Origin of the sequence: Pseudomonas sp. KBS0710, from assembly GCF_005938045.2 — a bacterium.
GTDB lineage: Bacteria > Pseudomonadota > Gammaproteobacteria > Pseudomonadales > Pseudomonadaceae > Aquipseudomonas.
On sequence record NZ_VCCF02000001.1, the window covers coordinates 3,300,103 to 3,323,857 of the forward strand.

A 23,755-nucleotide genomic window follows, 5' to 3' on the forward strand; every position below is an offset into this window, starting at 1 on the left:
ACACGTCAATGGCCACACACCAGGATCGGTTCGGCCTTGTGTGCATTTTTTGCTTTTGAGGGTGAGCAATAAATGCGTAGAAAAAGACATGATTGTTCTATCCTTGGGTAACAATCACGCTCAACTTGGTTATTCAGCCGGTCTTCATAGGAAAGCATCATGGAATTACTTCAATCGATGCGACTGTTCGCCAGGCTTGCCGAACTCGGCAGCTTTACCAAAGCCGCCGAATCGCTGGATATCGGGCGGCCTCAGGTCACTCGGTATATCCAGGAGTTGGAGGCTTCATTGGGCGTGCGCCTGTTCCAGCGCACCACCAGAAAGGTGGCACTCACCGCCGAGGGTGAGCGGTTTTATGAGCGGGTACAGGAAATTCTGGCGGGTATTTCTGCTGCGACGTCGATGTTCGACCGATCCGGTGCAACGCTTGCCGGCCGACTTCGCGTCGATATCCCGACCGCTTTCGCGCAACTGGAATTCATCAAAAGCCTTAAAGAATTCACTGGCGCCTACCCTGGTATCAACATGATTCTTGGCGTGACGGACCGGGCTGTCGACCTGGTCGGTGAAGGCATTGACTGTGCGTTGCGTATCGGCGATCTACCGGATTCAACGTTGATCGCTCGCCCTATCGCAATGGCGACCATGGTCACCTGTGCTGCGCCCGAATATCTGCGCGAGCACGGCGAACCAAAGACACTCGACGACCTGGCCGCTCATCGAGGCGTCAACTTCTTGTCCGGTCAGAGCAACCGAACATTACCTTGGCATTTCTCGGTAAAGGGTCAGGATCGAGCGTTTGTCAGTAATGCCGGCATCACCGTCACCGAGTCGAATGCGTACGTTCAGTGCGGCGTATCGGGTTTCGGAATAATCCAGGCGCCGGGGATCGCCGTAGCAGAGCATTTGGACAGTCGCGGTTTAGTCGAAATTCTAAAGTCCTATCGGCCAGCCCCTCGCTCAGTGTCGTTGCTGTACCCCAGCCGGACGCATCTGGCGCCACAGGTTCAAGTGTTTATTGAGTGGCTGCAAGAGCGTTTTCCGCAGCTTCATTCTGACTGGCTGGAACCGTAGCGATCAGTGAACTGGTTGCGCATAAAACGGGGGCAGACCCTCAGCGTCTGACCCAGATTTTCCTGTTCAGTGTTCTATAAGGAACCAGCTGATAGCCATTCCTATGATGGATCCAACCGCGACGAGCGGCGGCATTACCATCCAGAACTTGAGACGTCGTGGGATTTTTTCAACGTCCTCAACCTGTACCAAATGCCGCCACTGAAACACTTTGGGGATAAGTATGATGAGAGCCATGGCGACTACACGCACGTGCCGCCCCTCAAAATGAGCATTACGGAAAATATGCCTGTACCCGGCTACATAGTCGCTGTGTTGCACGTAGTGCTCTGCGGCATCGAGTCTTTTGAACATCACGTAAAAAGTGAGCGGAATGCTGAGCATCATTAGGATGAGGGAGCACATGCCCAGATATAGCCAAGCCATTTAATTACTCACAGTCTTGTAGATAAACTTGCCTGCGCTTTCCGCCAGTCCGCTTCCGAGCGCCCCTGTAGCCAACCCACCTGCTGCACCGCCTACGATTGCACATGCCAAGGCTCCAGCACCTGCTGTAGGTATGCCAAAAACAACTACACAGGCGCTGATACCAATACCAGCCCCAATGCTCCCGCCAACTGCTGCGCCCGTAACTCCGGCTACCAATTTACCCCCTTCAACATACTTCGCCTGCGTACACTCTTGCTCACGCCCTGTGGAACACGCCTCCGTTATCTCCAGCGCCGTCGCCCCAACATCCAGCGCTATGCCAATGTAAGTCCCCTTCTTCAATATTTGCGAGGCCTTGGCCAAACGTTTAACCCTTTCCTCATACCCACGAATGTCTCCATGGTGCCAATAGCTTTTACTGGAAATCCCCAACATTTTTTTAATCGAACCTTCGTTTCTCAACCCCGTACCAAAGCGCGCCATGCCCGAGATTTGGCTGTCCAACTTGGCAAATAGCGCCCTTCGTTTAACCAAAAACTCCTCCCTCGCCCCAGTGGTGCCTTTGCTCAAGTACTGCTTATGCAAACTCTCGATTTCGATAAGGGTCTTCTCGACTTGCGCCAAATGCTTGCTCCATGCACTGCTGGCACTGCCGATGCCAAGGGACGAATAGGTCAAGATGGCCTGCAACTGATCATAGTTTTTGATCAGGAACTGGTCAGTTGCGGAGTGCGCCAACAGGGCGAGCTTTATATTTTGCGCCGATCGCATCAGCTGTGCCTCTTCAGCGGTGCAAGCGGCGGTTCGGCTATCCCCGATGATCACCAATTGCCCCGGCAACACCACCGTGTTGCGGATGTGCTGGTTGAGGGTGTCGAACTTGGTGTGTGAATACGGATCAAGCGCCAAGCTTAGTTTAAGCAATGGATAAGGCTGGGGATGTTCATTGATAAATGCGTAGGGTCCCTGCATGCGTGCACCTCCAAGTGGCTGAGGCGCACGACTATAAGAAGGCGCCACAACGGAGGTAAGACGTGTATAGGGGTGTATTTAACGCTTCAGAAACGGACTACTTCCCTCTAAGTACATGCCTACGCACTGGGCATAAAACGGGGTCAGACCCTCAGGGATTCTGACACGCTGGATTATGCTGAGGCTGGCCGCGTCAGTCGGCCTGGTCATCCTCAAGCCTATTGCGCAGGTGGTTTAGAACCTGATGGGTAGTCTGGATAGCATCGATGTCCGCCCCCTCCGCCAGCTCATTAATCCAGGGCGTCTGAAGATTCATCGCCAGATCGAATGCTTCTCTTCCAGCTTCAGTCAGGACAACCAACTGCGCTCTGCGGTGGTGTGGGTTTGGCTGAAACTCCAGCAGTCCATCATTCACCAGATCGTTAACGATCCGCTGAACGTTTTGCCGATTTGCCCCCATGTCGCGAGCAATCCATGAAACCGGTTGTGCTCGTTCGGCGTACACAATAGTACCCAGTAGTTGCCAGCGGGCGCTTGTCAGACCTAGCTCTGCGACGAGTCGATCGCCTGCAGTAAGCAGACGCGCACTTGCTCGAAAGATCTCAAGAACCAGATCGCTCATGGCGCGTCCTGCGGGGGTGTAGTTTGTCTTTTTCATGGCGCGAATCCTTCCACGTTGACACCATGATGTCAATCACAGTAGGTTTGGAGCGTGAAACCCAAATTGTCATCATGATTACAATGTAGAGGTCGCCATGCTTTCTATTCGCCCCCTTGATCCGATCGTCCCCATCACTCAACAGCTGCATTGCAGCGAAGCTCCAGTGGTATTGATCAACCTCTTCACTGTCGACGCAGACGATATACCTGACCTCCTTTGCGCATGGGAGCTGGATGCCAACTGGATGAAACAACGTGCCGGTTTCATCTCCACGCAGCTTCATCAGGCCATCGGTGGCAGCAACATGTTCTTGAATTACGCCGTATGGGAATCGGTAGAGCGGTTTCACGATGCTTTCAATCATCCGGAATTCACCAATGCCTTGGCGCGGTATCCCTCAAGTGCCTTGGCCATGCCGCATCTGTTCACCAAGGTAGCTGTGCCGAATATCTGCACGGCCTGAGTATTAACCAACTGTCTGACGGTATTAGATAAATGCTTAGACGATTACATTTGATCTCCAGCACGCTGGCACTGATGTGCATCGCCACCTTCTTTCTGTCGACTATTTTTGTCGAACTCATCGGATCCGGACGCTCGATAGCCTCACTCAAGCACCTGATCGTGAGTCCCGGGCTTTGGATACTGGTACCGACAATGATTGCGACCGGTGCAAGTGGAGTGCTAATGAGTCGGAAACGACAAGGACGACTGGTCGCTTTGAAGAACAAACGCATGCCATTCATTGCCGCCAATGGCCTGTTGGTTCTGATGCCGTGCGCCATTGTGCTTAACCAATGGGCGTCGGCGGGAATCTTCGATACGCGTTTTTACTTCGTACAGTTAATCGAACTGATCGCAGGGGCCACCAATCTTGCATTAATGGGGCTGAATATGCGTGACGGCCTGCGCCTCAGCGGCCGACTGCTGCGGGTTGCACGTCACAGACAGTAAGCTGAATACTTGCTCCCGTTTGTCTTAAAAAGCTGGGCCGGAATCCGCCGTTTGTGACCGACAGCTATCGGCCAGAAGCAGCCGCTCGCAATCGGTAGCTTCCATACCGCAGCCGTCGATCAATCTCGTGGAATCTGACCGCTCAAATAGGCAATGCTCGAAAGAAACACGCTGGTATCTCGATTAGAGCGCAGGCGAACGACGCGACATGTTGATGGCGCTGTCGCCACCAGCTGCTGCATATTCACTCGCGCTGTTTTTTTCGTCCGCCACATAAATCTCAAAAACTCTGGCAGATTCGCCAGCAGTTCGGGGCAGTTGTCCGGCAAATCGGGCCGAGAGCTGCCGCGCTGGAGGAGCGTTCTTAGCAGCACACGCCAAAATCGAAGCGTCGCCGAACGATCAATCCAGATCAAAAGATCTGCGCGCGCTACCCGATTCTTCCAAGTAACGGAATGGCCGCCTTCGAATATCCAGCGATCACGAGCCTCGACCTCGGAACAAAGGCGCGTTTTCTCGTCCCGGCTTCGTTCAACCCACCCTGGCTGCCAGTGGATAGTGTCGATATGAACGACAGGTAAGCCCGTGCGCAGACCAAGCTCACGCGCCAAAGTGCTTTTGCCCGCCCCAGGTTGACCAATAATCATCACCCGCTGCATCTAAGCTCCTTCTCGCCATACGCGCTATTTTTTTGGGGCGACGATTTTACGTTAGCCTCCTACTCCGTCAACAGGCAGCAAGCCAAGACTTCATTGTCTCGACGGTCCGCTTTCGGCCAGAAGCGCTCATTCGAACTTCATGTATGCTTCTGTGCTCAACCACATCTGAGAAAGCCCATTGTCCTCCCCTTCAGAATCTCCCAATCATCACTCTGCTTCTTTTGAAGAGGCAGTTGAACAGTTAGCCGAAGATCTGCGAAGAGTAGTCGGCAATCTTGTCCGGGAAGTGCGCAGTGGGTCGGACACACCGTCATCGGCACAATCTGAAACGCTAGGTTTGCTTGACCGTCATGGCCCCTCGAGCATAAGCGCGCTTGCTGCACATCGTCACGTCAAGCATCAAAGCATGCGGCTGGTTATCGCCCAGTTGGAGCAGCAGCAGCGAGTTACACGAGGTCCTGATCCAAGCGATGCACGAAAGCAGCTCTTCGAGCTGACGCCCCCTGGTCGAGCTGCGCTTGAACACAGTCGTCTTCAGCGCAGTGACTGGCTGGCACGCCAGCTTAAGGAAAAAACCACCGCGTCACAGCTGCAGACACTCGAAGCTGCGGTCAGAATCCTGGAGCAATTGATTGCCTCCGCCCCAAACGGTCAATCAACCTGAGCGCAAAGCCGCCAGCACACTCGGCAACGAATTGACGCCCCAGTGCTCGACATATTGGCCGTTGCGGATGCGAACGATGTCGATGATATCAATGGACACTGCATATCCCGTTGCCTGTATACCGGCAATCACCCCGGAGTGGCGGCCGGTAATACGCTTTCGGGTCGTCACCTTGTCGTCTTCAGCAACCTGATCCAGCACCTCGACCTGGAGGTCGGACAAGCCCGGATGCAGAACATTGTGAAAGGTATGCCATAGACCTTCCCGACCGCCGTCTTGCCCCGCCGCCGCTGAATGGTTTATGAAATCCTGCGCAACGAGCATTTCAAATTCGTCGCGGTTGCAGCTCTCAATAACCTTCTGATTGAAACGACGGACGATAGCTTTGTTCACTGCTGACATAACGCCACCTGATGCTTGAATGTGTAGAAGCCCAAATATATACAGTTAGACTGTACATATCCAGAGCATCAGTGAGCGCTGCCCGATGATATCCGCAGGGAATTTATCTATTGCTGCCAGTCGCAGAGTGTCTGCTTTGGGTCGCAATTCGCTGTTCATGAAGGGCAGCAGCCGGCCAGTTTCTGCCGTTCGGATTTTATGTCGCCACTAGACGCGAAATGGTCTTCTCTTTCACTCGGTTCGGCCCGCTAGCCAGTACCAGCGCCGATATATTGTTGCTGGCGCGATTGCAGTTAATTATACATGAGCCAGTTAAATAACCAGTAAAATCATATTTGTTAGTTTTTTATGCTGAAAATAATGATTTTTTTGAGATACTTTGCAATTGGTTTTTGTCTGTTTCGTTTAGTGTTTGATCTAGCGAGCGAGCGTTAACGGCAGCTTCGGCGGCCCACTGTCGTAACTGTCGAAAAAAGGAGAAACCGTCATGATGTTCAAGGATCCGTCCAGCACATATCGCCATTTTGATACCGTGGACTTGCCTGACCGAGGTACCTCCCTGAGATGATCGCGCACACCGCATTGGCGGCGCTGGCTGGTGACTATGGTCATGGCGACATAGTGGCTTCGCATCGGCATGAAGAAGGTCAACTGGTTTATGCCATTAACGGTGTGATGCTGGTATCTGTGGTCGGGACCACTTGGGTGGTGCCTTCCGGGCATGCGCTCTGGGTCCCTGCGGGGGCGGAGCACCAGATCCGCATGACCGGCGAGGTGCGCATGCGCACCCTGTTGATCTCGCCGGGCGCACACCGGGCGTTGACGGAGGAATGCCACGCTCTCAAGGTTTCGCCGTTGCTGCGGGAGTTGATCATCGCCGCGGCCGATGAACATGACACTGAACCCGCTCTGTCGCGCCATGTGCAGATTGTCGAGCTGATTTTCTCGGAGCTCGACATTGCGCAGAGGGTGCTGGCGCATGTGCCGATCCCTGATGAGCCAAGGCTCAAGTCGCTGTGTGCCGAGTTTATCGACAACCCTTCACAGGAGTCGAAACTGGAGAGTTGGGCGGTGCAGCTCAATATGAGTTCGCGCACCCTGGCGCGGCTGTTCCAGAAAGAGTTGGGCATGAGTTACGGGGAGTGGCGCAAGCGCACCCGATTGCTACTCAGCATGCAAAGGCTGGCCTGCGGCGTTTCGATCCTGGAGGTGGCATTGGAGCACGGTTACCAGAGCCCGAGCGCGTTTACTGCAATGTTCAAGCGCACCATGGGCTACACCCCGAGCACCTGCCGCCTGGTCTGACACCCCGGCGAGCACGCAACCCCAATCGTCCATGGCCCCGCCTACAGGCAGGGCCATGTCTTTGCGCGTGCCTGGCCCGTCAGCGCCTGCGATAAGGCGGTCTACAGGCACATTGTCCAAATCGAAACGATGGTTATCTGGAACTCGGGAGATGCGCGGCCCGGTGCTCTCTTAACCTGTGCGTCTACTTGGCATTCTGGGTTATTTCGATGGGTCCGCCTTTTTTCTGTGCATGGCATGGTCGTCTCTCACTCCTGGGTGTGGCGGTCGTATTGTTGGCGGGTTGTTCCTCTTGGGTCGCCCATATACCCGTGCAGCCGCAGCCGGAGCGCTTTAATACCCTGAGCCGCCTGCCGCAGGGTGTTTCGGCCCAAGCGTTACCCGACCATTGGTGGCAGTTGTATAACGATCCGAAACTTGACGCGCTGGTGCAGCAGGCATTGATGCATAACCGCGACCTGGCTGCAGCTCAGTCCCATGTGCAGGCGATGTTGGCCGGGATCATGCGGGCCGATGCCGGGCGCTGGCCGTCGACCCAGGCCTCACTGGGCGCCGAGTACGGCAAGACAGCCGATGATCAGACCCTGGCCAAAGCCACGGACAGCCATGCTCCGTCACAGTGGGCGTTCAACCCAGGCTTCGAGCTGGCTTATCAGGTGGATATCTGGGGCCAGGTTCAGCGCAGTATCGAGCGGGCTCGGGTCCAGGCGGCTGCAGCGCAGGACGCCGAAGACTTGTTGCGCATCACGGTGGTGGCGCAAACCACTCGCGCTTATGTCAATGCCTGCGCCATGGGCGCACGCGCCAGGATTCAGCGCCATTCGATGGATGTGGTCGGGCACAGCTTGGCGTTGATCGACCGGCAGCGTCAGGCCGGTGTGGTGACAGATCTCGAATACACCCGGATGCAGGCCCTACAGGCTGAAACCCTGGCGCTGCTGCCGATGTTGGAAGCACGCCGGCAAGCTGCCCTGTACGAGCTGGCAATGCTGACCGGCGTGGCGGACCTGGAACAAGGCATTGGCGCGGTGACCTGTGAGGTCGTGCCGCAACTCAATGCCGAGCTGCCGGTGGGTGATGGCTGGCAATTACTGGCGCGCCGCCCCGATATCCGTCAGGCCGAGCGCGCGCTGCAAGCGGCCACGCTGCAAGTGGATATCGTCCAGTCCGACCTGTATCCGAAGGTGACCTTTGGCGCTTCAGTGTCCTCATCCGCCAACACACCCCATGAGTTGGGAGACAGTAGCGCGCTGGTGTTCGGCGTTGGGCCGCTGATTACCTGGCAATTCCCCAACTGGCGTGTCAATCGAGCGCGGGTCAACCAGGCCAGGGCGTTGGAGCGCATGCAAGTGGCTCAATTCGAGGCCAGTGTTCTCAACGCCCTCAAGGAGGTACGCCAGGCGCTTGCGCTATACGACGGCGAGCGCCGGCGCCACGCCGCGTTGAACCAGGCCCTTGTCAGCAGTCGTCAAGCCTACACATTGGCCCAGTTCAATTACGACGCCGGGTCTATCGACTTTCTCGACGTGCTGGACAGCGAGCGTGAGCTGATCCGCCTGCAGGCCACGCTTGCCGATGCCGACGGCCAGCTGTTGCAGCGCCAGATCGGCCTGTTTCGCGCGCTTGGCGGCGGTTGGCAGTCTTCTGCCTCTGCGACCGCTGCCCTCAGCCACACTTCCGTCAATTTTTCCGGTACCCAGCCATGAATATTGCTGTCGATGAAAAAACCGTTGTCCAGGACGAGCAGCTCATGCATGCGCGCAAGCAACGCCGCAAACGTAACCTTATCCTGCTGGGATGCGTTGTGCTGTCGATCGCGGCGGTAGGGTTCGGGGTGTACTGGATGACGGTTGGCCGTTACCTGGAACAGACCGATGATGCCTATGTGCGTACCGACTGGATTCCCATCAGCCCGAAGGTCTCCGGATATGTGGCCCAGGTGCTCGTGGAGGATGACCAGCCCGTCAAGGCCGGGGATGTGTTGGTGCGCATCGAGGACCGCGATTACCAGGCGCGGTTGGCGCAGGCGCGTGCGCAATTGGCGCAAACCCAGGCCTCGGTCGCGGCCCAACAGGCCAACCTGCAAGTGACCGACAGCCTGATCGCTCAGCAAAAGGCCGGGGTAAACCAGGCTGACGCCCACACCCGCAGCGTGGCGGCCGAGTTGCGCCGCGCGAGCCTTGACCAGCGCCGCTACCAGGGCCTGGTGCACGAACACGCTGCCAGTGCCCAGCGTCTGGAAACGGCGGCTGCCAGCTACACCCAGGCTAACGCCGCGGTGGAAATCGCCAAGGCCATGCAGCGTCAACAGCAAACCAGGTTGACCGTCGCCATTAGCCGGCGCCAGCTGGCCCAAGCCTCGCTCCAACAACAGATTGCCCGGCGCAGCCAGGCCGAGGCGCAGTTAAGCCTTGCGTCTCATGCGCTGGAAGACACCTTGATCCGCTCGCCCATCGACGGGGTTGTGGGGCAGCGCAAAGTGCGTATTCGCCAATACGTCGCGCCGGGCTTGCCGTTGCTGGCGGTGGTGCCCCTGCAGCAGGCCTATGTGGTGGCCAACTACAAGGAAACCCAGTTGCGCGATATGCGCGCCGGTCAACCGGTGGATATCAGCGTCGACAGCTATTCGGGACGCCAGCTCAAGGGCCATGTGGTGAGCTTTTCGCCAGGTTCCGGGGCCGTGTTCGCACTGCTGCCGTCGGATAATGCCACCGGCAACTTCACCAAGATCGTGCAGCGCTTCCCGGTGAAAATCGCCATCGATGAACATGACGAGGGCGGGCCTATTCTGCCGGGCATGTCGGTGATCACCACCGTTGACACCCGGCCTGGCACAAAGGGCGCGACGCATGACTGAGTCCGCTGAAAAAACTGTCTCCTTTCGCGCCTGGGTGGCGGTGATCGGCGGGCTTTTCGGCTGTTTCATGGCCGGTATGAACGTGCATGTGACCAGCGCCGCGCTGCCTGAAATCGAGGGTTCCCTGGGGGCTACCTTCGAGGAAGGCTCGTGGATTTCCACGGCTTACCTGGTCGCGGAAATCGTGATGATTCCTCTGACGGCCTGGCTGGTCCAGGTGTTCTCGCTGCGGCGGGTGATGCTGGCGGGGTCGTTTGTGTTCCTGGTGGCGTCCATTGCTTGCTCCTGGGCGCCCAACCTGGAAGTGATGATCATCATTCGGGTGATCCAGGGTGCTGCCGGCGCGGTGCTGATCCCTTTGTCATTCCAGCTGATCATCACCGAGCTCCCGCCCAGCAAGATCGCAATGGGCATGGCCTTGTTCGCCTTGTCCAACAGCGTTGCCCAGGCTGCCGGGCCATCCATTGGTGGCTGGTTGACCGATGCTTATTCGTGGCGCTGGATTTTTTACCTGCAACTGGCACCGGGCATTCTCTTGTTGCTGGCGGTGGCATGGTCCATCGATGCCAAGCCCATGCAGTTGAGCTTGCTCAAAAGCGGTGATTGGGGCGGCATCCTGGCCATGATCGTCGGCCTGGGGGGCTTGCAGATCGTGCTGGAGGAAGGTGGTCGCAAGGACTGGTTCGGCTCCGATTTCATTGTGTGGGTGTCGTTGATCGCCGGCGTCGCCCTGGTGTACTTCGTGCTGTCGCAGTTGTACGGCAGGCGTTCATTCATCAACCTGCGCCTGCTCAAGAGCTACAACTTCGGAGTGGCCAGTGCGGCGATGTTCATTTTCGGCGGGGCTACCTTCGGCCTGGTGTTCCTGGTGCCCAATTACCTTTCCCAACTGCAGGGGTACAACGCCCGGGAAATCGGCATCAGCCTGATCGCCTACGGCATGGTGCAATTGGTGCTGGCACCGTTCATGCCGCGCTTGATGAAGTGCCTCAGCCCGAAACTGATGGTCGCCAGCGGTTTTTTCATCATGGCGCTGGGCTGCTACCTCGGCGCGCACCTGGACGTCGATAGTGCCGCCAACGTGATCATTCCTTCCACCGTGGTACGGGGTATCGGACAGCCGCTGATCATGGTGGCGCTTTCTGTTCTGGCGGTTTCCGGGCTGGCCAAAACTGAAGCCGGTTCCGCATCCGCGTTGTTTTCCATGCTGCGAAACCTTGGCGGGGCCGTGGGTACTGCAGGGCTGACGCAAATCGTCGCCATGCGCGAGCGCTTTCACTCAGAGCGGGTGGGAGAGTCGATCACGCTGTTTTCCTTTCCCTTGCAGGAGCGCCTGCGCGCCAGCATGGCAGACAGCGAAGACTTCCTATTCAACCAACTGTTACCCGCCCAACAGCAGGTCCTTGAAAGCCTGGCCCATACCGTGCGTCGTGAGGCGTACCTGATGGCCTACAGCGATGCGTTCTATGTGTCCTGTATCGCACTGATCTTGTGTGGTGTAGCGGCCTTGGCATTACGCCAACAATCTGGACGAGCCTAGGTTCAGGTGCACGCTATGTGATCAAGGGAGGATCGGCGACGTCCCGGGCTCGTTGAGCCGTTGTTATATCGACATATTCAATGTCGACACGGGCGTGCGCGTGCCCACGGCCAAAGAGCCGAAAATAGAACGTACTTGTGCGTTGGATCGGCTGCCGGCGCTGTAGCGTAAAAACGGGATCATATTTAACTGGGGTATGACCCCGTTTTACTTAAAGCCTAGTTGCCCCGCCCTCCTCCAAACGACCACTCATCACTGGCCGTAGTGGTGATCACCACCATCACGTCTTCCGCGTTCAACCCCGTCGCCCGCCCCAATTTCTCGACCAGATCACGGTAAAAATGCTGTTTAGTCGTAACACTTCGAGCACGCCCAGCGGTAATCGCGATCAGCACAAAGTCATGGCTACGCGGCCCACCCAGGTAGTGGGGATCGAATATCAGCTCGCCGACCTCATGCTGGTGAATGACCTGGAAGCGATCTGTCTTCGGCACTTCGAAGCTCTCGACCAGGGCGTCGTGCAACCCCTGAGACAACGCCTGTAAATACTCGGCCGACTTGCCTCGGTGCAGTGAAATTCGTGCAAACGGCATCAACGGTTACTCCTGTCGCTCTGAAAGGCCAACCTGCAATTCGCTCAGCACATTCAGCGCCGAAGCGGCCGTCGGCCAACCTGAATAAAACGCCAGATGGGTGATGACTTCGGCCAGTTCGTCGGCACACACGCCGTTATCCAGCGCACGTTGCAAATGAAACGGCAGTTGCTCAAGACGGTACATCGCCACCAGCGCAGCCACCGTCACCAAACTGCGTTCACGGGGCTTGAGCTGCGTACGCGTCCACATGTCGCCGAACAATACGTTGTCGGTCAGCTCGGCAAACTTCTGCGGATAGTTGCTTTGGGATTCGCGCCCAGTGGCCATGGCCGTATTCATGATGGTTTTCCCTCTGACGTCCCGATCTGAAGGATGAAAATTATCAAGTCGCAACCCTTCCGAATATCAGATTTAATGGCACCGATCATCCAGAATTAGTGGACTATTGAATGCGTCGCCCAACCTTCGATCTTGATGTATTGCGCACCTTCGTCACGGGTGTGGAGTTCAACAGCTTTGCCAAAGCCGCAGATCGTCTCGGTCGGTCGACGTCTGCCGTGAGCGCTCAGTTGAAGAAACTTGAGGAGCAGATAGGCACGCCAGTACTGGCTAAATCCGGGCGCGGGCTGGTCTTGACCCCCGCAGGCGAATCACTGCTGAGCCATGCCCGCCGGTTACTGGAATTAAACGACAGCATTTTCCACAGCGTGCATCAAAGCCAGACCGCCGGGACCCTGCGCCTGGGGCTTCAAGAGGACTTTGGCGAACATTTCCTGAGCGATATCCTGCGACGCTTCGTACAGACTTACCCGAGGGTGAGCCTCGAAATCAGGATCGCCCGTAATACCGAACTGCTGACCCTGGTCGAAAGTGCAGCCCTGGACCTGGCCCTGACCTGGGACACCGGGCACCTGTCGCCCTATGCCACGCGCCTGGGCGAAACACAAATGCACTGGATCGGGCCGCGCGATACGCCATTACCGACCGCCGCTGATGACTCACCACTGCCCTTGATAATGTTCGACGCGCCCTGCGTACTCCGCAGCGCCGCCACCCAGGCGCTGGACGCCGCGCAAATACCCTGGCGCATCGCCCTCACCAGTCCCAGCGTCGCCGGCATCTGGGCAGCCGTCGCCGCCGGGTTGGGTGTGACGTTGCGTACGCGCATTGGGTTGCCGAGCCATCTCACTGTGGTTTCTGGCTTACCCGTCGTGCCAAGCCTTGGTTATGTGCTGCACAGCAGTGGCGGCGAGCCCAGTGCGGCGGCCCAGCAATTGGCTGCTTTGATCCAAGCGGGCCTGCAGGAACAGGCGTTTCGTTTTACTGTTACGCAATAATCGAAAGTACGTAAGGGGTCAGTTCGAGTGATGTGGATAGGGAGCGAAATTGAGCAGAATCGGCCAAAAGCTGACGTTCAAGCCGATCAAGCGTCACCCCACCAAACTTGAGCTATCTTTTCTGCGACTCACCAGCAAAAGGTGATCCCGCAAGTAAGGATGCTTTTATGAATCAATCACCCCATCGCCTGAACTTGTTTGCACTGACACTGCTCGGTGCATTGGCAACCACATCCCTGCTGGTGCCACCCAGCTACGCTGGCGAAGCTTCCGTTGCCGGGCCTGTCGCCGGCACCAAGGTCACCGAACCCTATGTGCGCATGATGGCGCGCGAAGCGTATTTCTGGGGTTGGCCGATGGCCAATATTTTCAACCGTCGCCAGGCCTTCAAAGACCTGCCCGAACCGGGCTTGATGGGTGGCATCGTTCCGGTCGCGCCGATCAATCGACTGTCGATGCTCAGTGATTACATTGATCCGGCGGAACGGCTGGTCGCATGCCCGAATCAGGATGTGGTGTACGGCGCGGGCAGCATCGCGCTGGATCTGGAACCAGTCGTGCTGCAAGTGCCGGACTTCGGCAGCCGTTTTTGGGTGTATCAGGTGGTGGATCTACGCTCCGATAGCTTTGCCGAACTCGGCAAGATGTACGGCAGCAAACCCGGCTTCTATCTGCTGGTTGGCCCTGACTGGAACGGCAAGGTGCCTGCGGGCATCACCAAAGTCTTTCGGGCACGTACCAGCACCGGCTTCGTGATTCCCCGAGTGTTCCAGGACGATACCGCAGCCGACCGCACAGCCATTCAAGCGTCGCTGTCGGGCGTGGACATGTACCCGTTGTCGCAATACGACGGCAAGATCAAACACCGGGACTGGGCGAAACTGCCAAAATTCCCCGCGCAGGCGGCGGGCAGCGGCGAAACCAAATGGGTGATGCCGGAGAAATTCTTCGACGAGTTGCCGGCGCTACTCAAGGACGCCAAACCGTTGCCGGGCGAAGAAGCCCGTTACGCGCAAATGGCCTCCCTCGCGGCCATCGCCAAGGCTGATCCGCAACTGAAGGCGGCGATGATCGATGAAGCGAAAAAAGCCGACAGCGAAGTGATCGATCCGCTGTTGCAGTTCCGCAACTACGGCCTGCAACTGCCGGATCACTGGAGCACCATCAGCAACGGTGCAGCGTTTGGCACCGACTACTTCAGCCGTACCGCCGTGGCGCGCTCGAATATTTTCGTCAACCAACAGAAAGAGACCAAATACTTCTATCAGGACTTGGACAAATCCGGTACGCGTCTCAATGGACAGAACAGCTACTCCGTGACCTTTGCCAAGGGGCAACTGCCGCCGGTTAAAGGCTTCTGGTCGCTGACCCTGTACAACGAGCAGCACTTCTTTTCCCCGAATGACCTTAAGCGCTATTCGATCGGCACCAAGAACAAATCACTGCAGGCCAATGCCGATGGTTCGTTGACGATATACGTGCAGAGCGAATCACCGGGCAAGGACAAGGAAAGCAATTGGCTGCCGACGCCCCAAGGTGCTGATTTCTCGCTGTATATCCGCGCCTACTGGCCTGAACCGGCCGCGCTGAATGGCCAGTGGGTGCCCCCAGCCGTACTGAAAACCAATTGACCAGAACAGGACGTTCGCGATGAGCACATTTGCAAAATCACTGACTGCAACGGGCTTGGCCATCTCGATCAGCCTCAGCACCCAGGCGGCCACGCACTATGAACAGTTGGCCGATCTGCCTTTTGCCGGCGGCTATCCAACACTGGAGGGCGTGGCGCAACTGCAAAACGAATTGCTTTTCCAGCGTGCCGTGCAGTCGTACATCTGGGCACTGCCGGCGTTGAACATGTACGCCATGAAAGAAGGCTCGGAAAAAGCCTTCGGTGCCGGCTACAACGTGCTGCCGATCTGGAAGGACCGCCTCAACGCCAAGACCCGCGTCACCACGCCCAATTCCGACGTGATCTATGCCATGGGCTATCTGGATCTCAAGCAGGACGGCCCGATGGTGATCGAAGTGCCGCCAGGCTTGCAGGGCATTCTCGATGACTTCTTCCAACGGCCGATCTGCTCCGAGGGCCAGATCGAAGGTCGCCAATGGTGTGGTGATGTCGGGCTGCCGGGACCGGACAAAGGCAAGGGTGCCAAGTATCTGGTGCTGCCACCGGACTACAAGGGCGAGGTACCGCCGGGCTACCTGACTTACCGCTCGCGCACTTACGGTGTGTTCGTGTTCTGGCGCGGATTCTTCAAGGACCCGAAACAACTGGCGGCACCAGTCGCAGTCATGGAACAGACGCGCATCTATCCGCTGGGCAAACAGGCCACGGCCAAAGCGATGGAATTCCCCAACGCCTCGAAAACTCCGGTCAACATGCTCTACCCCTCCGACGGCAGTGCGTTCGACATGCTGTCGCGGTTCATCGATCACGAATACGTTGACCCGCAAGACATGGAAATGCGCGGCATGCTCGCCGCTCTGGGTATCGTTAAAGGCAAACCGTTCAAACCGGAGCCAGCCACCCGCGACCTGCTCGACAAGGCAGCGAAAACCGCGAGCAAGATCGGCCACGCCATTTCCTACACGCCGCAAACCATTGTCGCCAATGGCACCTGGTATCCGGATCGCAAGTGGTTGAACGTATTCCCCGGCAATGCAACGTTCACCGCCGACACCTTCAATTACATCGACCCGCGCACGGGTTTTTTCACCAACGCCTACTCGGCCAGCCCGGGCATGGCGGTGAACATGGAAAACGTCGGTGCCAAGTACCCGGCCACTTTCGTCGATGCCAAAGGCCAATTCCTGTCCGGCAGCAACAGCTACTCGCTGAACCTGCCCAAAGGCATTCCGGCGGCATTGTTCTGGTCGGTGACGGCGTATGACTCGATCACTGCATCAGGCCTGGATAACGGCCAGCCGTTCCCGTCTCTGAACACCATGGACAAGCCCGTCACCAACGCCGACGGCTCGATCGATGTGCATTTCGGCCCGAACTCACCGGGCGCCAGCAAAAACTGGATCAAAACCCTGCCGGGCGAAGGCTACTTCGTAATTCTGCGGTTATATGGCCCGACCAAGGCGTTCTTCGACAAGGCATGGAAACCGGGGGATTTGATCAAGCAATGATCTGAACTGCGTCTGAACGACATGAGTGCATGAATGCATGCATGTCTTCGGCGTTCTTGACCGACAGCCATGGGTCGAAAGCGGGCATTGCTCGACTCGTTGCGAGCAGCCCATCAACTGCCCAAGGTCACGCGCTCGCTGGCGCACCTTGAACAAGCCGACGGGATCAGACGTGAACACTTGGCCGAGGGGCTGCAATATCAGCCGACAATGCCCCAGCCGGCATCACTCCTTGGTCAGATCAACCAACGGCGTCTGCCGCACTTCAGTCTCCCGCCCATCCTGAATCTCGCTCACCTGCTTCAAGGCCTTATCCACCGCTGCCTTATCTGCTAACAAGCTGTAGCTGATGCGGAACTGCTTGTGTTCCTTGGGCCCAATTGTCGGTACCAGGTTCAGTGGCCGCTGGTAACGGCGGTTGTAGGAAAAACTTGTGCCCGGCTCCAGCCCCGTGACATAGCCCTGGCCTTGGGTATCGGTGTTTTTCCACAGGGAAAACACCGGCAGTGTCTGCGTATTGAAGCCGACCGCAACGCCCAGGCTGCCGGCCTTGTTATGCAACACGGTCAACGTATCGCCCTTGGCATCGGCATACGGCACCACGTTGTAAACCGTTTCGTCGTAGTCCTTGGTCGGTGCGCGGTAGGTTTGCCAGTCGGGCAGATCGCCCTTGGCCTTGTCGTTGAACGGCGACACCTGTTTCACCGGCGCGGCGAAACGAGCGCCCTGCTCCAGGAACGGGGTGCTGAAGTTGCTGTGATACAGCGCCTGGTATTCCTTCGGATAGTCGCCGTTATTGGTCAGGGTGTCATTGAGGGCGAACACGACGCTGCCGGGCTCGGTGACCAGTTCGGTGGCGACCGAGAAGTCGACCTTCTTGAACGCCTGCTCTTTCAATTCACCGCGCAGGGTGATGGCGTACGGTGGTTTTTCATCGATATGCAGGGTGACTTTGTTCGCAGGAATGTTGGCGGCCCGACCGTGCAGGGTCAGCAATTCGCCGTTGTCGACGCCGGGGTGGCCGACCCATTCGTAGCCGCAGCGGGCGACCAGTTCATTGAAACCTTCCAGCCAGCCCAGACCACCGCGGCCATTGAGTTCGATGAAGGACGGATTGACTACTTCCTTGACCGGAGAATCCCAGCCCATGCGCACATTGCCGACCGAGGCCTGCAAGACGTTCATGCCGCGAGTCGGCACTACCGAGAGCTTCATCGTGCCGTTATCGATATCGACGATGCTGACGCCCTCCTGCCGACCGCCGTGCAAGGTGCGCAGGGTAACGCTGAAGGGCTTGTCGGTTTTTATTCCGAGTTGCTGGCTGGTGATCTGCCAGCGCTGGGCGGCTTTGTCGGTGTCGAGCAGAACGTAATCCCAGGCCATGGCGTGGGAGGCAGCGGACAAAGCGCTGAGGGCAACGAAGAGTTTGAGCGGGGTCATGGCGACAGCCTTTCTTGGAGTTGTGCCATTTTTATAAACTTGATGAAACGTTTCAGCAAGCTAAAAAATAGGCTCAATGCCGAGGAGGTTGGCTGCGTGCAGCGGGCGTAAGGAAAAAACGGTAATGTCGCTGATAGCCGCTTGCTGACCTTCGTTACAGTCAGCAATCGGCCATTAGCGGACACTAAGGCCGTACGTGAAACCTGAGACGACTCATACAACGCCTTAGATCAGCCAAAGCAGAGAGTTTCTAGCACCCTAGATTAAACCCGTTGACTTGGCGGTATTGATTTCGACCCATGCAGCAAAGGCGTCAATGAATTTTTTCAAGAACTGAGTAGTTCCGTCGTCATTCAAATTTCCGCCTGGCCCCAGTAGCCTTGTCGCCCCACCGATATACGCTTCCGGCTGCTGCAAAAGTGGCATGTCCAGAAATACCATAGACTGACGTAAATGATGGTTAGCACCGAAGCCGCCGCTGGCACCGGGCGATACGCTTAGGATAGCTGCGGGTTTGCCTGCCCACACAGACTCGCCGTAAGGGCGAGAACCAATATCAATGGCGTTCTTCAATACACCAGGAACTGACCTGTTGTATTCGGGAGTGAAAAACAGTACTCCATCTTTCGACGCCATATTTTGGCGAAAACGAGTCCAGGCTTCAGGGGCACTCTTACCGTTTTCTTCCAAGTCTTGGTTAAACAGATTCAGTTCATTGATCTCGACTATTTCTAATAAAAGGCTCGGTGGCGCAAGCGCGATTACTTCTTGAGCAAATAGGCGGTTCAACGACTCTTTGCGCAGGCTGCCGACAATGACGGCAATCTTTTTAGGCGACATGATGGGACCTTGATTTAAGTGGCTTTAAAGGGGGTAATCAATTTGAAAAGAACAAAAAAACGGACGTCGAACGGTGGCCGAACGATGAGGACTGCCCCACCGCCTGGTCATGTGGGTCTGCCCTATACTTTGGCGGCGCCGTTGACAACCAGGTGATGACCGGAAATCCAAGCTGCATCGTCACTTGCCAGGAAAAGCACGGCGCCTTCGACATCGGCGACAGAGCCCAAGCGCGCAAATGGCGACAACTGTGCCAATGCCTGATAGTCATTTTCCTGAAGGTTTGCGATGACACCGGCGTCACGTAGCGGCCCCGGTACCACACCGTTCACCGTGACGTTACGCTTGCCCATTTCCTGCGCGAGACATTCAACGTAAAGCCGGCCGGCGGCTTTGCTTCCGGCATACGCGGTGAAGCCTGCGTTCGGTACGATCGTCGTAGTGGACGAAATCACGATGATGCGTCCACCATCGGTAACATGGCGCGCACTTTCGCGAAGCGTATAGAAGGTGCCAAACACATTGGTTTTGGTGACAGCCTCGAACATCGCGTTATCGATTTCCGTGATCGGTGTGTCGATAAGCTCCCGCCCGGCATTGGCCACGACAATATCGATGCGCCCAAATCGAGCCAGCACTGCTGCGAATATGGCTTTGACAGCGTCCGGGTCGCTGATGTCTCCCCCGATGGCCATTGCTTGAGCGCCCTCAGCAACGAGAGCCTCGACATTTCGGTCGGCTGCGGCAGCGTCAGTGTTGTACGTCAACGCAACGGAAGCCCCCTCTCTGGCAAAACGACGTGCCAGGGATAATCCGAGCCCGCGCGATGCGCCGGTAATCAGTACAACTTTGTTGGTCATTCGCATGATCAGATTCCGTTGATGCTGCGTTCTGTAGAGGTTGCGTTGCCCTGCCACTGGACAAGTTCCTGCTCGACTTTGGCCATTTTTGCACGCATTCCGCCCATCGCATCGGCACCCAAGGCCGCGTGTACGGGTGGATGATCCGCCTCCATCAGGTTGATAATCGCCAAAGCCCCTTTTCCTGGAACATTCGGCTGCTTACCTTGCAGACCACCTATAGCTACACGGAACTTACCGACGGGTGTGCCTTCATAGTCATCGATTTTTTGCTCGACGTAAGCCAGTGAGCGACCCGCAAATTGGGTCTCGAATACACCGATGGTCAACACAGTCGTGGCGATGTTAAAGGGTGCAAGTTCACCTGCCAGTGCTTCCCCCAGGATGTCAGTAGCGCCCTTAGCGGCCGAGTACACGCCCATGCCCGGGTAGCCAATGAAGCCACCGATTGCGGAGAATTGAATGATGTGCCCGCTGCGCTGCTTGCGCATCGCAGGGGTTACAGCGCGAATGATGTTCAGGCCGCCAAAGAAATTCAGATCGAATACACGCCGCGCTTCTCGATCCGTCATTTCTTCAACTGCACCCACTGTGCCAGCACCCGCACAGTTGGCGACAATGTCGATACGTCCAAAGTGATCCAGCACCTGGGCCACACCCGTTTTGACCGCCACATCGTCTGTCACGTCTACCAAAACGCCCATGCCCTGCGCAGCATGTTTACCGTTATAGAAATCCACTTCTTCTTGCTTGCGAAAGGTGGCTGCGACTAGCGCACCTTTTTCCAGCAGTTGATGCACTAACTCGCGCCCCAATCCCGATGAGGCACCAGTAACGAGGACGACTTTGCCATTTATTGATTTCATTCTCTGCTCCGGGGTTTGGCTATTCACCGGATGTTAGGTATTGGGCCTCCCCCCAACAAGCCGGTTTGGCCAGATTCAACTTCCCGCTCATTGGACGCTCCTTCCCAGCGAAACATTGCCAAATAACCACATAGTTCTAGACGGTACCCTTGGAACTCTTCAAGATTAAAAATTGCCTTCCTATGATTGGGCCATACGTGAATCGGCTGGACCTGAACGATCTGTTTATTTTTGTCAATGTGGTCGATCGCGGTGGGTTTACTGCCGCAGTTGCAAGTACCGGTATGCCCAAGTCAACGCTTAGCCACCGCATGCAACAATTGGAGGGCGAATTAGGTGTGCGTTTGCTCAGCCGAACGTCGCGTCGCTTCGGTATGACCGAGGCAGGAGAAGAGTTTTACCAGCACGCGCTGGCCGCGCTGCGAGAAGCGGAGATGGCAGAAATGTCAGTGCGTCAGCGGTTGTTGGAGCCCGTCGGGACCATCCGGTGTACCGCTGGAGTCGCGACCATGAATTTCGCCATGGCGGGCATGATCGCTGACTTCCTTCGTGTCTATCCCAAGATCAATATGGTCGCTCATGCAGCCGATCGAACCATCGATATTGTTGGCGAAAATTACGACGTCGCCATCCGGGCGCATGAGGCTCCATTGCCGGACTCCGATCTTGTCCAGCGCATGCTCGGGGTCGCTCCCTGGTTTCTGTTCGCCGGATCAAGCTATCTGGCCGAACATGGCGCACCGGCCACGCCAGCGGAGCTAAGCAGCCACGCCTCGATTTTCTTTGCGCGAGCTAATGCCCCCATGAACTGGCGGTTGCGCCATGTCACTTTATCGATCGAAGAAATTGCTGCGCCCATCATGCCGCGGCTGCAAAGCGAGGACATGCTCAGCCTGCAACATGCAGCTATCAGCGGGCTTGGGATTGTGGCCCTGCCGAGTTACATCGCGCGGGCGGCCGTTGCGCGTGGTGAGCTTCATCGAGTTCTGCCCGAATGGATAGCTGGCGATGCCAGGATCACTGCACTGGTACCTTCCCGCAAAGGATTACTGCCGTCAGTACGTGTTTTCTTGGATCACTTGGCTTCGGAGTTTCCCAAGATCCTCTAGCTGTAAAGCCATCCTTAATACGCTGGGCAAATCGTTGCAGCGGCTTCTCCGTGAATACAGCACATTTTTTTACCGAATACAGCAACTACGGCGGCACTACCGAGCGGGTAGGCGCCGAAGATAGGGGGAGTTCTCGACGTCCATTCCACCGGACACAGATTCCAGAAACCCCGTCTTGCTGGGTCAGGTACGCGTTCCTACCATGGTTTCTTGCCTCTCATCCTCGACGGCACTAACGATACCTGATCTGGAATCTATGACTTTGACAATCACACGACGCGGCGCGATAGCTTTGGGAGCACAGGCAGTGCTGGTTGCAATGACGGCAGGCGCTGCTACGTTTGCCTCTAGTGCAACGCGCAGCTCCAGTAAAACTAAAGAGACCCCTCGGACTGGCAAGCAGTTTGACGTGGTGATCGTCGGTGGTGGATCTGCCGGTGCCGTCCTTGCAGCACGTCTCAGTGCCGACCCGCTGCGCAGTGTGCTGCTGCTCGACGCAGGTCCCGACTTTGCGCCCGACCGGTATCCAGCAGTGCTGACGAACGCCGACCTAGTTGCCGCCTCTCCCGAATACGACTGGCATTACCATAGTGACGACTCAGCTCGGATAGGTCACGACATAGCCATCCCACGCGGCCGAGTGATCGGTGGTAGCTCCGCGGTCAATGCTGCTGTGGCGATGCGTGCGCGTCCTGCCGACTTTGCGCGCTGGGCCGGACGCGGAATCGAAGGTTGGGCTTGGCCGGAAGTGCTGTCCGCCTACCGAGCGATGGAAAACACGCCAACTGGCGAAGATGCATGGCATGGCCGTACCGGCCCATTTCCAGTGCGTCAGCGCACTGCTGCGCAGAATACTATCTCAATGCGTGCTTTCGTGGCGGCTGCCGAGTCAGTTGGACTGCCGCTCGTGGATGACTTCAACGGCGCGCGCCAGCACGGCGTAGGTCCCTACCCGTTGAATGTCATCAACGGCACCCGAATCAATACCGGCATGGCTTACCTGAGTGCAGACGTGCGGGCTCGCGCCAACCTCACTATCCGCGGCCACGCTGAAGCCGACCGCGTCCTGATAGAACGAGAACGCGCCATAGGTGTATTGCTAGTAGACGGCGAGATAGTTCCAGCCGGCGAAGTAATCTTGTCGGCCGGTGCCATAGGCAGCCCCGCTATCCTGCTACGCTCCGGTATCGGCCCACAAGGCCATCTTCGCGAGATGGGAATCGCCACCGTCGCTGATCTACCGGTAGGTGAACGGTTGCAAGAACATCCGTTTTTCTTCAACGTCTACGCGCTGAAGACCTCCGCAATTGCTATGACCCCAGCCGGCGGCGCCATCGCCTGGACTCGTTCGCAACACGCCGCACCGGACGATCTGGACTTACATATCTCCGGTACACACCTGATCGACCCAAAGGCAAGCCCTACCGGCGGTGCGATAGTGCTGGCATGCGCCGTCACATTACCTAAATCCAACGGTAGCGTACGCTTGACCAGCCGTGACCCCCGAGTTGCGCCGAACATTCGGTACAACTTTTTTGAACAGGAAAATGACTTGGATCGCATGGTCGAAGCTGTAGAACTGTCTCGCAAGATTGGCCGCAGTGCACCGTTTGCTGACTTGGTTGACCATGAAATGACACCGGGTAGCAGCGTACTTGAAGGCAAGGCTTTGCGACAAAACATCGTAAACAATGTCGCCGGCTATCAGCACCCCACGTCGAGCGTGCCGATGGGCGCGGACGGTGACAAGGCCGCCGTAGTCAACAATTGGGGCGCGGTGCGAGGTATCGCGGCACTGCGTGTTGTGGATGCCTCTATCATCCCGGATATCCCATCGGTGGCGACAAATCTTACTACTATCATGCTAGCCGAACGCATTGGTGCCCACCTGACTCGATAATTTCCCCGAACGCAGCGTAAAACTGGAGCATCAATGATTGGATCGCTAAAGCCGAACTCTGCAATAAGAACCATAATCTGAAATTGAATAAAATATACGGAGACCGTTGAGCAAACGCCGTCAATAGACGATAAATTGCAAATTAGAAG

At 56.8% G+C, this 23,755-nt stretch carries 24 protein-coding genes; 14 read left to right on the top strand and 10 right to left on the bottom strand.

Annotation, left to right across the window (positions count from 1 at the left end):
• Positions 1-159: 159 nt before the first annotated feature.
• Complete coding sequence (locus FFI16_RS14715) at positions 160-1,074, top strand: LysR family transcriptional regulator (protein ID WP_138815684.1); 915 nt, start codon at positions 160-162, stop codon at positions 1,072-1,074.
• Between the two features lie 426 nt (positions 1,075-1,500).
• Here the strand turns inward: FFI16_RS14715 and FFI16_RS14725 are convergent, their stop codons facing one another.
• Positions 1,501-2,475: a hypothetical protein gene (locus FFI16_RS14725; RefSeq protein WP_138815682.1), complete on the bottom strand. Its 975-nt coding sequence runs from the start codon at positions 2,473-2,475 to the stop codon at positions 1,501-1,503.
• A gap of 193 nt (positions 2,476-2,668) precedes the next feature.
• Positions 2,669-3,133, bottom strand: coding sequence for a MarR family winged helix-turn-helix transcriptional regulator (locus tag FFI16_RS14730; protein WP_169988759.1), 465 nt, complete (start codon positions 3,131-3,133; stop codon positions 2,669-2,671).
• A 97-nt stretch (positions 3,134-3,230) separates the two neighbouring features.
• Here FFI16_RS14730 and FFI16_RS14735 point away from each other — a divergent pair, with 97 nt between their 5' ends.
• Positions 3,231-3,599: an antibiotic biosynthesis monooxygenase gene (locus tag FFI16_RS14735; RefSeq protein WP_138815681.1), complete on the top strand. Its 369-nt coding sequence runs from the start codon at positions 3,231-3,233 to the stop codon at positions 3,597-3,599.
• Between the two features lie 32 nt (positions 3,600-3,631).
• On the top strand, positions 3,632-4,090 hold the full coding sequence (locus FFI16_RS14740; protein ID WP_138815680.1) for a hypothetical protein: 459 nt from the start codon (positions 3,632-3,634) through the stop codon (positions 4,088-4,090).
• A gap of 119 nt (positions 4,091-4,209) precedes the next feature.
• Here FFI16_RS14740 and FFI16_RS14745 read toward each other — a convergent pair whose 3' ends face one another.
• Positions 4,210-4,749 carry an AAA family ATPase gene (locus FFI16_RS14745; protein WP_138815679.1) on the bottom strand — a complete coding sequence of 180 codons (540 nt, stop codon included), beginning with the start codon at positions 4,747-4,749 and terminating at the stop codon, positions 4,210-4,212.
• Positions 4,750-5,035: 286 nt separating this feature from the next.
• Between FFI16_RS14745 and FFI16_RS30880 the strand changes: the two genes are divergently transcribed.
• Entirely contained in the window at positions 5,036-5,413 is a 378-nt protein-coding gene (locus FFI16_RS30880) for a MarR family winged helix-turn-helix transcriptional regulator (protein ID WP_371923625.1), read from the top strand.
• Here the strand turns inward: FFI16_RS30880 and FFI16_RS14755 are convergent.
• The gene (locus tag FFI16_RS14755) at positions 5,405-5,815 is read right to left on the bottom strand and encodes an ester cyclase (protein WP_138815677.1); all 411 of its coding nucleotides are present in this window, start codon (positions 5,813-5,815) and stop codon (positions 5,405-5,407) included. The genes FFI16_RS30880 and FFI16_RS14755 overlap by 9 nt on opposite strands.
• A gap of 564 nt (positions 5,816-6,379) precedes the next feature.
• Between FFI16_RS14755 and FFI16_RS14760 the strand changes: the two genes are divergently transcribed.
• From FFI16_RS14760 to FFI16_RS14775, 4 genes are all read left to right on the top strand, one after another.
• Positions 6,380-7,120: a helix-turn-helix domain-containing protein gene (locus FFI16_RS14760; RefSeq protein WP_138815676.1), complete on the top strand. Its 741-nt coding sequence runs from the start codon at positions 6,380-6,382 to the stop codon at positions 7,118-7,120.
• Positions 7,121-7,329: 209 nt separating this feature from the next.
• Entirely contained in the window at positions 7,330-8,826 is a 1,497-nt protein-coding gene (locus tag FFI16_RS14765) for a TolC family protein (protein WP_138815675.1), read from the top strand.
• Positions 8,823-9,977 (top strand): HlyD family secretion protein, encoded by a 1,155-nt coding sequence (locus FFI16_RS14770; RefSeq protein WP_138815674.1) that lies wholly within the window; start codon positions 8,823-8,825, stop codon positions 9,975-9,977. The genes FFI16_RS14765 and FFI16_RS14770 overlap by 4 nt, the downstream gene beginning before the upstream one ends.
• Positions 9,970-11,517, top strand: a complete 1,548-nt coding sequence (locus FFI16_RS14775) for an MDR family MFS transporter (RefSeq protein ID WP_138815673.1) — start codon at positions 9,970-9,972, stop codon at positions 11,515-11,517. The genes FFI16_RS14770 and FFI16_RS14775 overlap by 8 nt, the downstream gene beginning before the upstream one ends.
• Before the next feature lie 218 nt (positions 11,518-11,735).
• Here the strand turns inward: FFI16_RS14775 and FFI16_RS14780 are convergent, their stop codons facing one another.
• A complete protein-coding gene (locus FFI16_RS14780) occupies positions 11,736-12,110 on the bottom strand; it encodes a tautomerase family protein (protein WP_099548738.1) in 375 nt (124 codons plus the stop codon).
• A 6-nt stretch (positions 12,111-12,116) separates the two neighbouring features.
• Entirely contained in the window at positions 12,117-12,452 is a 336-nt protein-coding gene (locus FFI16_RS14785; RefSeq protein ID WP_138815672.1) for a carboxymuconolactone decarboxylase family protein, read from the bottom strand.
• Positions 12,453-12,562: 110 nt separating this feature from the next.
• On the opposite strand from FFI16_RS14785, the gene FFI16_RS14790 reads away from it, so the two are divergent.
• The 4 genes from FFI16_RS14790 to FFI16_RS30885 all read left to right on the top strand — a co-directional run bounded on the left by FFI16_RS14790 (position 12,563) and on the right by FFI16_RS30885 (position 16,927).
• Entirely contained in the window at positions 12,563-13,450 is an 888-nt protein-coding gene (locus FFI16_RS14790) for a LysR substrate-binding domain-containing protein (RefSeq protein WP_138815671.1), read from the top strand.
• Between the two features lie 167 nt (positions 13,451-13,617).
• Entirely contained in the window at positions 13,618-15,081 is a 1,464-nt protein-coding gene (locus FFI16_RS14795) for a DUF1254 domain-containing protein (protein ID WP_102047965.1), read from the top strand.
• A gap of 19 nt (positions 15,082-15,100) precedes the next feature.
• Entirely contained in the window at positions 15,101-16,591 is a 1,491-nt protein-coding gene (locus FFI16_RS14800; protein ID WP_138815670.1) for a DUF1254 domain-containing protein, read from the top strand.
• Between the two features lie 69 nt (positions 16,592-16,660).
• On the top strand, positions 16,661-16,927 hold the full coding sequence (locus FFI16_RS30885; protein WP_138815669.1) for a hypothetical protein: 267 nt from the start codon (positions 16,661-16,663) through the stop codon (positions 16,925-16,927).
• Here FFI16_RS30885 and FFI16_RS14810 read toward each other — a convergent pair.
• From FFI16_RS14810 to FFI16_RS14825, 4 genes are all read right to left on the bottom strand, one after another.
• Complete coding sequence (locus FFI16_RS14810) at positions 16,817-18,031, bottom strand: aldose 1-epimerase family protein (RefSeq protein WP_138815668.1); 1,215 nt, start codon at positions 18,029-18,031, stop codon at positions 16,817-16,819. The two genes, FFI16_RS30885 and FFI16_RS14810, sit on opposite strands and share 111 nt — an antisense overlap.
• Before the next feature lie 258 nt (positions 18,032-18,289).
• Positions 18,290-18,871, bottom strand: a complete 582-nt coding sequence (locus FFI16_RS14815) for an NADPH-dependent FMN reductase (protein ID WP_122811397.1) — start codon at positions 18,869-18,871, stop codon at positions 18,290-18,292.
• A gap of 122 nt (positions 18,872-18,993) precedes the next feature.
• Positions 18,994-19,737, bottom strand: coding sequence for an SDR family NAD(P)-dependent oxidoreductase (locus FFI16_RS14820; RefSeq protein ID WP_056861412.1), 744 nt, complete (start codon positions 19,735-19,737; stop codon positions 18,994-18,996).
• Positions 19,738-19,739: 2 nt separating this feature from the next.
• Positions 19,740-20,597: an SDR family NAD(P)-dependent oxidoreductase gene (locus FFI16_RS14825; protein WP_056861411.1), complete on the bottom strand. Its 858-nt coding sequence runs from the start codon at positions 20,595-20,597 to the stop codon at positions 19,740-19,742.
• 149 nt (positions 20,598-20,746) lie between these two features.
• Here FFI16_RS14825 and FFI16_RS14830 point away from each other — a divergent pair, with 149 nt between their 5' ends.
• Positions 20,747-21,706 carry a LysR substrate-binding domain-containing protein gene (locus FFI16_RS14830; RefSeq protein ID WP_256666259.1) on the top strand — a complete coding sequence of 320 codons (960 nt, stop codon included), beginning with the start codon at positions 20,747-20,749 and terminating at the stop codon, positions 21,704-21,706.
• A gap of 256 nt (positions 21,707-21,962) precedes the next feature.
• Positions 21,963-23,606, top strand: a complete 1,644-nt coding sequence (locus tag FFI16_RS14835; RefSeq protein WP_056861409.1) for a GMC family oxidoreductase — start codon at positions 21,963-21,965, stop codon at positions 23,604-23,606.
• Positions 23,607-23,755 lie beyond the last annotated feature (149 nt).

Bases quoted from the DNA above. Each gene is read 5' to 3' on its own strand.
- FFI16_RS14715 (WP_138815684.1), top strand. From the start codon at position 160: ATGGAATTACTTCAATCGATGCGACTGTTCGCCAGGCTTGCCGAACTC.
- FFI16_RS14725 (WP_138815682.1), bottom strand. From the start codon at position 2,475: ATGCAGGGACCCTACGCATTTATCAATGAACATCCCCAGCCTTATCCA.
- FFI16_RS14730 (WP_169988759.1), bottom strand. From the start codon at position 3,133: ATGAAAAAGACAAACTACACCCCCGCAGGACGCGCCATGAGCGATCTG.
- FFI16_RS14735 (WP_138815681.1), top strand. From the start codon at position 3,231: ATGCTTTCTATTCGCCCCCTTGATCCGATCGTCCCCATCACTCAACAG.
- FFI16_RS14740 (WP_138815680.1), top strand. From the start codon at position 3,632: ATGCTTAGACGATTACATTTGATCTCCAGCACGCTGGCACTGATGTGC.
- FFI16_RS14745 (WP_138815679.1), bottom strand. From the start codon at position 4,749: ATGCAGCGGGTGATGATTATTGGTCAACCTGGGGCGGGCAAAAGCACT.
- FFI16_RS14755 (WP_138815677.1), bottom strand. From the start codon at position 5,815: ATGTCAGCAGTGAACAAAGCTATCGTCCGTCGTTTCAATCAGAAGGTT.
- FFI16_RS14760 (WP_138815676.1), top strand. From the start codon at position 6,380: ATGATCGCGCACACCGCATTGGCGGCGCTGGCTGGTGACTATGGTCAT.
- FFI16_RS14765 (WP_138815675.1), top strand. From the start codon at position 7,330: ATGGGTCCGCCTTTTTTCTGTGCATGGCATGGTCGTCTCTCACTCCTG.
- FFI16_RS14770 (WP_138815674.1), top strand. From the start codon at position 8,823: ATGAATATTGCTGTCGATGAAAAAACCGTTGTCCAGGACGAGCAGCTC.
- FFI16_RS14775 (WP_138815673.1), top strand. From the start codon at position 9,970: ATGACTGAGTCCGCTGAAAAAACTGTCTCCTTTCGCGCCTGGGTGGCG.
- FFI16_RS14780 (WP_099548738.1), bottom strand. From the start codon at position 12,110: ATGCCGTTTGCACGAATTTCACTGCACCGAGGCAAGTCGGCCGAGTAT.
- FFI16_RS14785 (WP_138815672.1), bottom strand. From the start codon at position 12,452: ATGAATACGGCCATGGCCACTGGGCGCGAATCCCAAAGCAACTATCCG.
- FFI16_RS14790 (WP_138815671.1), top strand. From the start codon at position 12,563: ATGCGTCGCCCAACCTTCGATCTTGATGTATTGCGCACCTTCGTCACG.
- FFI16_RS14795 (WP_102047965.1), top strand. From the start codon at position 13,618: ATGAATCAATCACCCCATCGCCTGAACTTGTTTGCACTGACACTGCTC.
- FFI16_RS14800 (WP_138815670.1), top strand. From the start codon at position 15,101: ATGAGCACATTTGCAAAATCACTGACTGCAACGGGCTTGGCCATCTCG.
- FFI16_RS30885 (WP_138815669.1), top strand. From the start codon at position 16,661: ATGGGTCGAAAGCGGGCATTGCTCGACTCGTTGCGAGCAGCCCATCAA.
- FFI16_RS14810 (WP_138815668.1), bottom strand. From the start codon at position 18,031: ATGACCCCGCTCAAACTCTTCGTTGCCCTCAGCGCTTTGTCCGCTGCC.
- FFI16_RS14815 (WP_122811397.1), bottom strand. From the start codon at position 18,871: ATGTCGCCTAAAAAGATTGCCGTCATTGTCGGCAGCCTGCGCAAAGAG.
- FFI16_RS14820 (WP_056861412.1), bottom strand. From the start codon at position 19,737: ATGCGAATGACCAACAAAGTTGTACTGATTACCGGCGCATCGCGCGGG.
- FFI16_RS14825 (WP_056861411.1), bottom strand. From the start codon at position 20,597: ATGAAATCAATAAATGGCAAAGTCGTCCTCGTTACTGGTGCCTCATCG.
- FFI16_RS14835 (WP_056861409.1), top strand. From the start codon at position 21,963: ATGACTTTGACAATCACACGACGCGGCGCGATAGCTTTGGGAGCACAG.